8 protein-coding genes are annotated in these 11,759 nt (G+C 71.5%); 6 read left to right on the top strand and 2 right to left on the bottom strand.

All coding sequences use genetic code 11. The features are described 5' to 3' along the window. Complete coding sequence (locus LXT21_RS07440; protein WP_254037383.1) at positions 1-822, bottom strand: metallophosphoesterase family protein; 822 nt, start codon at positions 820-822, stop codon at positions 1-3. Between the two features lie 56 nt (positions 823-878). Between LXT21_RS07440 and LXT21_RS07435 the strand changes: the two genes are divergently transcribed. Next, positions 879-1,538: a biliverdin-producing heme oxygenase gene (locus tag LXT21_RS07435; RefSeq protein WP_254037382.1), complete on the top strand. Its 660-nt coding sequence runs from the start codon at positions 879-881 to the stop codon at positions 1,536-1,538. A gap of 8 nt (positions 1,539-1,546) precedes the next feature. Here the strand turns inward: LXT21_RS07435 and LXT21_RS07430 are convergent, their stop codons facing one another. Continuing rightward, on the bottom strand, positions 1,547-2,110 hold the full coding sequence (locus LXT21_RS07430) for a DUF420 domain-containing protein (protein ID WP_254037381.1): 564 nt from the start codon (positions 2,108-2,110) through the stop codon (positions 1,547-1,549). Positions 2,111-2,281: 171 nt separating this feature from the next. Between LXT21_RS07430 and LXT21_RS07425 the strand changes: the two genes are divergently transcribed. From LXT21_RS07425 to LXT21_RS07405, 5 genes are read left to right on the top strand one after another with little or no spacing between them, the layout of a single operon-like run. After that, on the top strand, positions 2,282-4,321 hold the full coding sequence (locus tag LXT21_RS07425) for a DUF1585 domain-containing protein (RefSeq protein WP_254037380.1): 2,040 nt from the start codon (positions 2,282-2,284) through the stop codon (positions 4,319-4,321). Continuing rightward, a complete protein-coding gene (locus LXT21_RS07420) occupies positions 4,321-4,998 on the top strand; it encodes a hypothetical protein (RefSeq protein ID WP_254037379.1) in 678 nt (225 codons plus the stop codon). Before LXT21_RS07425 ends, LXT21_RS07420 begins: the two co-directional genes overlap by 1 nt. Before the next feature lie 17 nt (positions 4,999-5,015). Next, positions 5,016-6,413, top strand: coding sequence for a DUF1501 domain-containing protein (locus tag LXT21_RS07415; protein WP_254037378.1), 1,398 nt, complete (start codon positions 5,016-5,018; stop codon positions 6,411-6,413). A gap of 7 nt (positions 6,414-6,420) precedes the next feature. After that, positions 6,421-7,986 (top strand): hypothetical protein, encoded by a 1,566-nt coding sequence (locus LXT21_RS07410; RefSeq protein ID WP_254037377.1) that lies wholly within the window; start codon positions 6,421-6,423, stop codon positions 7,984-7,986. 31 nt (positions 7,987-8,017) lie between these two features. Further along, positions 8,018-11,737: a VCBS repeat-containing protein gene (locus LXT21_RS07405; RefSeq protein WP_254037376.1), complete on the top strand. Its 3,720-nt coding sequence runs from the start codon at positions 8,018-8,020 to the stop codon at positions 11,735-11,737. Positions 11,738-11,759 lie beyond the last annotated feature (22 nt).

Raw genomic sequence — 11,759 nt, 5'->3', positions numbered from 1 at the left:
TCAGCCCTTCGCCGCCGCGCGCTCGAGCAGCACCGCCCGGCTGTCCACGTTGAGGACCTGCGTGCCGCTGGGCAGCGTGGCGAGCGGCTCGTCCCAGTGGGCGTGGCCACAGATGACCAGCGAGCCCGGGGCCATCTCGACGGCCTCGCGGATGATGGGGCTGCCGCGCAGGCGCGTGCCCTCGACGTCCGGCCCCTGATGCAGCACCAGGACCTCCGGCCCCGCGCGCAGCACGTCGACGAGGTGACCCAGATACTGGGACTCCTCGCGGCGGCCCGGCTTGCCCGCGTGGCCGATGATGCCGCCCACGCCGCCCACCTTCAGTCCGTCCAGCTCCACCACCTCACCGTCGAGCAGGTTCACCCCGGGGCGCTGCTGGAAGCGCGTCTGTTCACGCGCGCCGCCGAAGGTGTCGTGGTTGCCGGCCACGCCCACCACCCAGCGGAAGTGGGAGGCGAAGGCGAGCCACACCGAGCGCACGTCGCCGGAGGCCCCGCGCACGTTCGCTCCCGGTTCGGAGAAGAGGTCCCCGGCCAGCACCACGCCGACGGTGCTCGGGTGCGGCAGCTCGCCCAATTCCCCCAGGAGCGCCAGCTCGTCGGCGAGCACCTCGCCGAGCAGCGCCACCGCGCCGTCGTGCAGCGCGTGGGGCGCGACGCCCTGGAGGTCGGAGAGCACGAGGAGCGCCGAGACATCGTCGGGCAGCACGTCCACGGTGCCCCGCAGCAACGGGAAGAACACCGTCTCGGAGCCTCCCCGGGGCGCGGCGGATTGATAGGGCCAGCTTTGACACGGCGTCGGATGAAGCGTCTGGATTCGCATGGCGCCCCGGTCGCCCGTCTCCCCAGGTTCCTGACAGGTGCCCCTGGCCGCTGCCCGTGCGGGCGGGCCCTCGCCCGTGGATTTCGTCGTTCCCTCCGCGCGCCCAGGACGGCATCTTCCCCTCTGTGTCCCTGCCGCAGCGACTCAAGACGGAGACCCGCCCCCATCACGAGCGCGCCGAGGCCGCGGTGCGCCTGTTGGAGCCAGGGCTGACGCTCGACGGCTACCGCCGTCACCTGGAGGCGCTGTACGGCTTCCACCAGCCGGTGGAGGAGCGCCTGGGCGCGGTGCTCACGGAGGCGCTGCCCGCGCTGCACCTGCGCGAGCGCCTGAAGCGGCCGTGGTTGGAGGCGGACCTGCGCGCGCTCGGCCATGACGCGGCGTCGCTCGCGCGGCTGCCCCGGTGTCCCGAGCCGCCGTCGCTCCCGTCGCTGCCCGAGGCGCTCGGGGGCTGCTACGTGCTGGAAGGGGCCACGCTCGGAGGTCAGCTCATCCTGCGCCACCTGCGCCGCCACTTCGAAGGGGCACCGGCGGGCGACTTCGTCTTCTTCCGCGCCTACGGCGACGACGTGGGGCCGAAGTGGCGCGGCTTCGCGGAGGTGCTCACGCGCGCGGCCGAGGATTCATCGGAGCCGCACTTCGAGGACCGCGTGGTGCGCGGTGCCCAGGACACCTTCGACGCCTTCGAGCACTGGCTCCGGCGCGCCCTGGGCTGACCCAAGCTTCAGGGCATGGACGGCACGCTGCCGCGCAGCATGAAGAACACCACCACGCCCGTCACCGACACGTACACCCAGATGGGCGCCAGCCACCGCGTCACCTTGCGGTGCCGCGTGAAGTCCTTGCGCCACACGAAGTAGAAGGCCGCGAGCGCCATCGGCACCACGCCCATGGACAGCAGCACGTGGCTGGCCAGGATGCACAGGTACAGCCCGCGGAAGTCGCCCGCGTAGCGCGTGTCGCCGTGTACGTAGTGGTACGCGAGGTAGCACACCAGGAACAGCGCGGACGCCGCGAAGGCGGACACCATCAGGTACTGGTGCACCCTGCGCGCACCCTTCTTGATGGCCACCCACCCGGCGATGAGCAGCGCCGCCGCCGTCGCGTTGAGGCTCGCGTTGACCGCCGGCAGGAAGCGCAGGTCCACGCCCTCCAGGGTGGCGCCGCGCCGGCCCATCAGAATCCACCCGATGAACGCCAGGGCCGCCACGGACACGACGCCGGTGAAGACATAGAAGGCCCGGTCACTCACCCGGGGCGGAAGCGGAGCGGAGCTGGCGTTCGACATGCGCCCTATGTCTCGCGCCCCGTCGACAGATTCAACCTGCACCCGCGTGTGTCACGGTTTTGTGCCGACATGTCGGATGAACGAATCTGTTAGGCCGACTGGATCTCTTATCTGTAATCCTTGCATACTAGGTGACAGTCGCCCCCGACTCCCCCTCCACGGAGGTTCCCCGTGCTCCGCGAGCGTTGCCTTGCCATCCTGGCCGGCGCCGCATTGTTCCTGGCTCTGCCAGCCTCCGCCGATGAGGCCGCTGTCTGCGCGCCCGTCGCGAAGGTCCGCCCCGAAAGACATCTGCGGCAACTGACGCTCGACCTGCTCGGCCGCCCTCCCACCTGGGACGAATACAAGGCCGTGCAGGCGAAGGGCGCCGTCACGCAGGAGGACATCCAGAAGATGATGGACAGCGAGGGCTTCTACACTCGCATCCGCAACTTCCACCGCGCGTTGATCCGCTCGAACATCACCACCAGCGTCAACAACAACGGCAACTCGCGGCTCGGCGGCAACGGCACCACCACCGCCTTCGGCTTCGCGAACAACCCGTCCGCCGCGCTGCGCGGCGTCAACGGTCAGTCGTGCAACTCGGACATCGAGCAGAGCGCGTGTCTGACGCAGACGCAGGACCCGCACGCCGCCCCGCTGACGGCCGTGGCCCGCACGTCGTGCAACGACGCCATGGGCGTGCCCATGCCCGTCAGCTTCGACTATGACGTGAACTTCTACCGCTGCACGGACCTGGCGACCGCGACCAGCAACGCGGTGACGGACTGCTCGCAGCTGACGGCCTCGCCCTCCAGCAACACGTGGGCGAAGTACCGCTACTTCTGCGACAACCGCGGCGCCGGCACGGGCATCAAGCCGTTCCTCTGTCTGCCGGACCCGGCCAAGAACACCACGTCCGCGCTGACGGTGGAGACGAAGGACGCCAACGGCTACGTCATCTCCTTCGACCATCCGAACCCGGACTCGAAGCCCAGCCTGACGACGCTCAAGCGCTGCTCGCTGGACCTCAACCTCAACAACAACATCAAGGGCGCGTACGCGGCGGTGCGCGGCTGCGTCCACCGCGAGGGCTACGTCAACCGGCCCACCGGCTACTGGGCCCCGGCGGGCGCGCCCGCGACGGTGAAGGTGTGCGCCATCGAGGCGCAGGAGCGCGTGGAGAACCCCTGGACGCGCGAGTCCTGTGAGGCCGCCCGCTTCGTGAATGACCGCAGCTGCGGGTGCGGCGTGGGCATGCGCCGCTGCGAGGTGCCGGCCATCGGCGCCACGACGGACCCCCTGTACGTGCGCAACGTCTACGACCTGCGCGTGGCCGCGTTCAACGACGAGCCGCTGCGCATCGCCGACTCGGTCATCCGCAACGACGAGCCCTACTACAACATCCTCACCACCCGCCGCTCGTTCGTGAACGGCCCCCTGGCGGAGCTCTACCGCCAGCGCCAGGGCGTGGGCGTGTTCAACGTCTCCGCGCCGGCGCCGCTGGAGGCCATCCCCCAGGTGGCCTACGCGGACGCGGCCACGTGGCAGTCGTATACGCGCGATGACTCGCACTCCGGCATCCTGACGACGCCCGCGTTCCTGTACCGCTTCCCCACGCACCGCGCCCGCGTGTCCGAGTTCTACGAGGCCTTCCTGTGCAAGACCTTCGTGCCCGCCTCGGACGGCAACCTGCCGGCGCCCGAGGACGCGTGCAACCGCGAGAACAACCTGGCCAAGCGCTGCGGCTGCAACTACTGCCACGCCACCATCGAGCCCACCGGCGCCCACTGGGGCCGCTACGGCGAGCGCACCGCGCAGTTCCTCAACCCGGACCAGTTCCCGCGCTTCGACCCGAAGTGCCGCGACTGCGCCATCAACGGCGACACCAACTGCGGCGGCGAGTGCTCGCAGTACGTGATGCAGGCCTACGACGGCGACGGCGCCAGCAGCCTGGGCATGCTCAAGACGTACCTGTACCGCACCGCGGACGAGGAGCAGAACATCGAGGCGGGCCCGCGCCTGTTGGTGGAGCGGATGTTCCAGTCGGGTGAGCTGGAGCGCTGCACCGTCAAGCGCGTGTGGAACGAGTTCCTCGGCCGGCCGATGACGGGCGAGGAGCAGCGGATGTACCTGTCGCCGCTGGCCAGTGAGTTCGCCAAGAACGGCCACCGCTTCAAGGCGCTCATCGAGCGCGTGGTGACGACCGACGCCTACCGGAGGATCGACTGATGCGCCGCTGGCTCCTGACCGCCGCGCTGCTCGCGCTGAGCGCTGGCTGCACCAAGTCCCCCGACGAGAAGTCCGGTCCCACCGAGGACGGGACGCTCGAGCCCATCGCCAACCCCCACCAGCCTGGGGACTTCGAGCCGCTGCCGGACCCGGAGGCCCAGGGCGGTAGCGTGGGCCGCGCCCCGCGCCGGCTCAACGTGGCCCAGCTGGACGCCGCCATCCTGGAGGCCGTGGGCCGCCGCTGGGTGAACGGCGGAGACGGCATCGACGCGCGCGCCTCGTCGCTGGGCCGCGCCGACTACGCGCTCGTCAACAGCGAGAACACCGAGCCCAACCTGGTGTTCGCCAAGTTCCTGGAGGACGGCGCGCGCTTCGTGTGCATCGGCCAGGCGAACGACGAGCTGAAGCTGGCGGACGCCACCAAGCGCACGCTGTCGCGCACCCTGCCGGATGTCTGGGGGGATTTGCGCAAGCTGACGGACGCCCAGGTGCGTGAGTTCCTCGTCTACAACTCCCTTCGCTTCTGGGGCGCGCCCCTGGAGGGAGAGGAGCTGGACAAGTGGGCCACGTTCTTCACCCAGGCCTCGGCCCGGGCGGAGACGGCCAAGCGGCGCTCGGACGTGTTGGCGGTGATGTGCATCGCCATGCTGACCGACACGCGGTTCATCACCTACTGAAGCGCGGAGTGACTTCGATGAAGAAGAATCGCCTCGACGAGAACCACCGTCCCGAGCGCCGCACCTTCCTCAAGGCCGCCGCCGGCTTCATGGGCTCCACCCTCCTGGGCGGACTGCCCTTCCGCTCCTTCGCCCAGGCCGCCGCGCTGGCCCCGGCGGACCGCTGCTTCGTCTTCGTGTACTTCAACGGCGGCTGGGACCAGCTGCTGGCCTTCGACCCGAAGGACCCGGACGAGTTCACCGCGGACCGCGCCGCGGAGACGCGCATCCTCCCCGGCTACAACCTCATCGGGGACTCGCGCTTCTCCTCCATCCCCCTGCGCCCGGACATCTCCGGCAAGGGCCGCTCGAACATCGACTTCGGGCCGGCGGTGGGGCGGCTGGCGGACCACTTCGACTTGATGACGGTGGTGCGCGGCATCAACATGAACACGCTGGGCCACGAGGTGGGCTACCGCTACTTCCTCACCGGGAAGATGCCCATCGGCAGCGCGGCGCGTGGCTCCTCCACGGCGACGGAAATCGTGGGGCAGATGAAGCCCCGCGTGCCCATCTCCAACATCGCGTTCAACGTGGAGTCGTACAACGACCGCTACCCCGGCTACGCCAACGCGCTGCGCGTCAGCCGCAAGGACGACCTGCTGCTCACGCTCAAGCCCAACTCGCAGGTGCTGGACAGCGAAATCGAGAAGCAGCTGGTGGACTTCCGGGGCCAGCCCATCAACTGCGAGCAGGCCGCCTACGGCGCGCGCGGCGTGGGCACCACGTACCAGAACAGCCGCGACCAGATGCAGCAGGTGATGACGCAGCAGCTGGAGTCGTCGTTCCGCTTCGAGCTGAACAACGACGACATGGCCGCGGTGCGCCAGCGCTACGGCCTGGACCAGAGCGGCCGCTACGACAACGAGGCGGGCCGCGCCGCCATGGTGGGCACGGCGCTCAAGAAGGGCATCGCCCAGTGCGTCACCATCAACCTCACCGGTGGCCTGGACACGCACTTCGGCACCCAGCTCACCCACGCGAGCAACCAGCGCCGCGGCTTCGACGCGCTGGCCAGCCTGGTGGATGACCTGCGCGCGTCCCAGCACCCCTCGGGCGGGACGTTCATGGACCACACCACCATCATGGTGTTCTCCGAGTTCTCCCGCACGCCGCTCATCAACAGCTCCGGCGGGCGAGACCACCACATCTCGAACTCGTGCATGGTCATGGGCGCCGGCGTGAAGCACAACTACGTCTTCGGCAAGAGCGGCGACATCGGCATGGCCCCGGGCACGTTCGATTTGCGCACCGGCGCCGCCAACCCCAACGGCGAGAACATCCTCCCCGAGCACGTCATCGCCACGGTGCTGGCCTCGGCGGGCCTGGATTACAGCATCACCCGTGTGGAGCCCCTCCGTCCCATCCTCGCCTGAAAGCCGCATGCGCACCCATCCCCGAGCCCCCCGGGACCTGGCCCAGGGGCGGTCCTCCGCCCCCGGCCTCCTTCGCCTCCTCCCCCTCTGCGCCGCCGTCCTCCTCGCCGCGTGCGGCGAAGACTCACTCCCGCTGGACAGGCCCCGGCCCGTCTCGTTCCGACCCACCGAGGTCCGGGCGAAGACGACGTTGGCGTCCGCCCCGGGTTTCGCGGACCAGTCGGGTGGCGGCATCTTCGCCAACACCAGCGGCAACGTGGTGCGCCTGCGGCTGGACGGCTCGCTCGGCGCGCTGGAGCCCCACCCGGGAAACAGCGCCCAGCCGGGCACGGTGAACGCCGTGTTCCGGATGGGGCCGCACAGCGCGCTCGTCGAGGCGCAGAACGGCCTGTTCCTCGCCGAGTCGGGCTGGCTCATCTCCCCGCCGTGGCGTGACGCGCTGGGCCTGGGCATCAGCGCGACGACCCAGTCCGCGGACGGCGCGGTGTGGCTGGCGCATCCCACCGGCCTGTTCCAGCTGCGCGATGGCACGCTGTCCGCCCTGAAGGTGAAGGGCGAGGCGCTCACCGGCATCACCGCGCTGGCGGCGGCGCCGACGACGGAGGGCTCGGCGGGCGTGTGGTTCCTGCGCGACGGCAAGCTGTTCGTCGCCGTGGCCACCAGCCTGGTGCACTTCGACGTGCGCGAGCAGGGCGCGCCGCTGGCGGAGGGCGAAGAGGTGCTGTCGCTCGCGGGCCTGGGGCCGGGGCTGGGCACGGCGGGTGAGCTGTGGCTGCTCACGAACCAGGGCCTCTTGCGCCACACGAAGGAGGGCTGGCGTCGGGTGACGCTGCCGCAGCGGCCGGCGCAGCTGCTCGCGTCGGGGCGCTTCCTGTGGGTGAAGTCGAGCGACGCGCTGTTGCTCTACGACGCGGACGCGAACGAGTGGGGCCTGGCGCAGGGCATCGACACGCGCGAGTTCCGCTTCCTGTCCGCGGACGAGAGCGGCTGCGCGTGGGTGCAACTGGGCGGCGAGACGGTGGCGGTGAGCAAGTCTCCGGCGCCGCGCGTGACGGGACTGCACCAGGGCATGCAGGTGGTCGAGGACGGCCTGGTGGTGCGCGCGGTGATGCCCGCCGGCGTGAATCCCGAGGAGATTGTCTTCCAGCTCGGCGGCGCGGAGTTCCGCGCCCAGGGCGAGGGCCCCGTGTACAGCCTGGGGGGCACCGAGGATGACGGCACGCCCAAGGCGTACTCGTTCGCGGGCCTGCCCGCGGGCCGTCTGGCGCTGGGCGTGGTGGCGCGCTTCCTGGATGGCACCGAGGCGAAGCGGCTGGTGCCCTTCGACTACCAGCCGGTGAGCACCGCGGTGCTGAGCTGGGCGACGGACATCCAGCCCATCCACGTGTCGCGCTGTGAGAAGTGCCACATCACCGGCCCCGGCCGGGCGCTCAACACGTACGCGCTGTGGAAGGAGAACGCGGCGCTCATTACCGCCGCGGTGAGAGACCAGCGCATGCCCGCGGACGGGCCGTTGGACCCGCAGCTCATCTCCCTCATCCAGCGCTGGGCCGCGTCCGGCGCGAAGCCCTAGTCGTCCCGCCTTACCCCCCCCGAGGCACCCCATGATTCGATTCCCTCGCGCGGCCCCCCTGCTCGCGCTCCTCGTGACGGCCTGCTCCGACGACCTGGAACCCGCGCGTGAGCAGGAGCCGCCTCCGGAGGTGGACCGGTGCACGGGGCTGTCGCCCGTGAGCCTGCGCGCCGAGCCCACGCGGGTGCGCGTGGGGGGCCCCGTGTCGCTGGTGGCCACCGGCGGCAGCGGCCAGTACCGCTACACGCTGCAGGACGGAGGCTCGTCCGGCGAGCTGCGCGGCAGCCGCTTCATCGCGGGACACACGCCGGGCAGTGACACGCTGGTGGTGGAGGACGCGCGCTGCCCCGGTGACGCGCGCGCCACGGTGGACGTCATCGCCGCCTTCGACATCGCGCCCTCGCGCGCGGACGTGAGGCCGGGCGTGTCCTTCCAGGTGGCGGCGCGGGGCCTGCTGGGCACGGCCACGTACAGCCTGAAGCAGAACCTGTCGGGCGCCACCCTGACGCCGGAGGGCCGCTACACCGCGGGCACCGGCGAGGGCCTGGACCTGGTCTCCGTGCGCGACTCGCAGACGGGCGACGAGGTGGAGCTCCAGTACACCGTGAGCAAGACGGCGCGGCTGGCCGGCGCGCCCGCGTATCTGGCGGTGCCCTCGGGGTCGTCCGTGCCGCTGTTCACGCGGGGCGGCAGCGACAGGGTGGTGTGGAGCAAGGTGTCGGGGCCGGGGACGCTCGCGGCCGGGCGCATCGGCTTCCTCTCGGGTGACACGGGCGCGGCGCTGCTGGAGGCGTCGGACCCGTTCACCGGTGACAAGGCGTCCGTCACGGTGGTGGTGCTGGACGAGCTGACGCGGCCGGGGCTCGCACACGGACGGCTCACCGACGCGGCCAGCATGGTGACGGCGGACTTCGACGGCGACGGCGTGCTGGACCTCGCCGTGGGCCAGCGCGAGAGCGATTTGGGCCGGCCCACCGGCGGCGCCGTCTTCATCTACAAGGGCGGCAACGACGGGCTGGACCCGCAGCCGCTGTGGGTGCTCACGGGTGACACGGACACGGCGCAGTTCGGTGACGCGCTGGCCGCCGGCGACCTGGACGGCGACGGACGCGCGGAGCTGGTGGTGTCCTCGCCGGGCGCGGACGTGGCGGTGAGCAACGCGGGCGCGGTGTACCTCTACACGTTCAAGGGGGGCGCCCCGGCGCCGCTGCGCTTGCAGCTGGCCGGCCTCCTGCGCGACGCGGCCTTCGGCGCGGGCATGGCCGTGGCGGACATGGATGGGGACGGCAAGGTGGACCTGGTGGTGGGCTCGCCCGCCGGAGACCTGGCGCCCACCAGCGCTATCCGCGCGCGCGGCACCGTGGACATCTACCTCTCCTCGGCGAGCGCCCCGGTGCCGGACCTGCCCTCGATTCGCCTGGGGGGCTCGGACCTGTCGAAGGACGGAGCGCCCATGGCACGCACGGGCTCGGACATGGGCCGCGTGCTGGTGACGGCGGACTTCAACAAGGATGGGCGGCTGGACATCGCCGCCCTCAGCAAGGTGTCGCGCTACACCGCGGAGGGCGCGGTCTCCGGCACGCAGGTGGCCATCTCCGTCTTCTTCGCGCGCTCGGAGGGCATCCGCTTCCGGGCGTCCCCGGACGTGTACGTGCTGCCCGCCAACCTGGCGGACTCGAACGAGGGGACGTGGCGGCTGGGCGCCATCCCCGGTGACGACACGCGCCCGCCGCTGCTGATGGCGGTGGCGGACCGCGCGGACTCGCCGGACCTGAGCGCCAGTGGTGGGAATCGCGCGGCCACCGACGCGGGCGGCGCGCTGCTGTTCGACCTGAGCACCTTCGTGCCCACGGGAGACCCCGCGGCCACGCCGCCGCAGGTGAAGCGCGAGGAGGCCTTCGCGCGCATCTACGGTGAGTCGGCCAGCATCGTCGCGGGGCGCAGCTTCGCGGTGCTCGACGTGGACGGCGTGGCGGGGCCGGAGCTGCTGCTGGGCGCGCCGTATGCGCAGCCCGGCACGGGCGCCACCGCGCTGCGCTTCGGTGGCAAGGTGCTGGCGTACCCGCTGTCCACGCTGACGAAGGGCGCGGTCATCAACAAGCCGCTGCTGGCGCTCAACGGCACGGCCCGCTCCGACACGCTGGGCGCGGGCCTGGCGGTGTGGAAGCTGCCGGATGGGGACTCGCTGGCGGCCTTCGCCGGGCGCGCGTCGTCGGCGGCGGGGGTGTTCACCGGCCGCGTGGAGCTGTTCCGCCGGGGTGGCGCGTCGCTGACGGAGTGGGCGCGCACGTCTTCCTATGTCCCCGCGCGACCCAGCGTGGAGCGCGTGGGTGAGCAGGTGGCGGTGGCGACGGGCGCCTCGGGCGCGCTGGCGCTGCTGGGCGCGCCGGGGTGGTCCGGCGCGGGCGCCAACGGAGACGGTGACGCGCTCTCCATCGGCCGCGCGTACGTGCGTCCGGTGGCGCGCACGGGGGAGGCCGTCGTGGGCGCGGAGGGTGCTCCTTCCCCGCATACAGCGGGCCGCTCGGTGGGCGCGGACGTGGCCTTCACCGACTTCAACAAGGACGGCCGCCCGGACCTCGTGGTGGGCGCCACGGGCCTCATCGTCCCCGCGAGCACCAGCGCGGAGCACGCGGCGCAGTACCACACGACGCGCGCCGAGTGCCTCACCACGGGCAGCCAGTCCGTGGGCGGCGTGCTGGTGTCGCTGGGCCAGGCGGACGGCAGCTACAAGCCCGCCTACCGGATGTGGGCGCCGCTGCAGATTGCCGGCTGCACGCCGGAGACGGACGCGAAGTGCAAGCGCTCGGCGCTGGGGCGCGGCCTGGTGGGCGGCTTCGACTTCAACAACGACGGGTTCGAGGACCTGGGCGTGCTGCGCGACCGTGGCCTGGAGGTGTTCCTGGGCCGCGCGCCGGATGACACGGGGCTGAGCAAGCTCACCATGGTCTGCGACCCCGTCTACACCTGGCCCTCCATGGCGTTGCAGACCAGCGCGCTCACGTCGCTGGGCGACATCGACGGCGACACGTGTGACGACCTGGCGTGGCGCTACGCGGAGGGCACCCGCTCCGGCGTGGCCATCCTCCTGGGCTTCGGCGCGAAGTGCTCGCGCACCACGGCCACCGTGTGGCGCATCGCCGCGGACAGCGAGGTGCAGCTCAACAACCAGGGGCTGGGGCTCGCCATCGCCCGCGCGGGCAAGGTCCTGGGCAACGCGGGCGGCGGTGGTGACGCGCGCGACTTCCTGGCCATCAGCGCCACGTCCGTGCCCTTCAACGGCACCACCCAGCCGGTGGTGCTGCTCGTCGACATCGCCACGCTCCGGGCGGAGATGGCCAAGCCCGACCACGTGGCCTCGGGCGTGGTGGGCCTCTTCGGTGATGGGCTCAACCCCATCGTCCTGGTGCACAAGTCGCGCGCGGTGGGCTTCGGCACGTCGCTGGCGGGCAACGTGGACCTGTCGGGCGACAAGGTGCCGGACCTCGTGGTGGGCGCGCCGGGCGCCTCCGAGGCCTCGGATGGCGGCGGCGCCGTGTTCATCTACGCGGGCGGCCCCGGCATGCAGGGCGCGCTGTCGCCCTTCCTGCTCGTCGCGGGGGATGGCTCCGAGCGAAGCCAGATTGGTCAGGATATCGCGCTGACGCCGGGCAACCAGACAACACCGCCTACGCTGGTCATCGGCGCGCCGCGCAGCTTCCGGACGGGCACGCAGAATGGGACGGCGTTCTCGCTGCCGCTGCGGTTCTAGCGGCGGACGAGTGGGAAGCGCG

This window comes from Myxococcus guangdongensis (genome assembly GCF_024198255.1).
Lineage (GTDB): Bacteria > Myxococcota > Myxococcia > Myxococcales > Myxococcaceae > Myxococcus > Myxococcus guangdongensis.
This window is presented reverse-complemented; position numbering and strand designations above follow the sequence as displayed.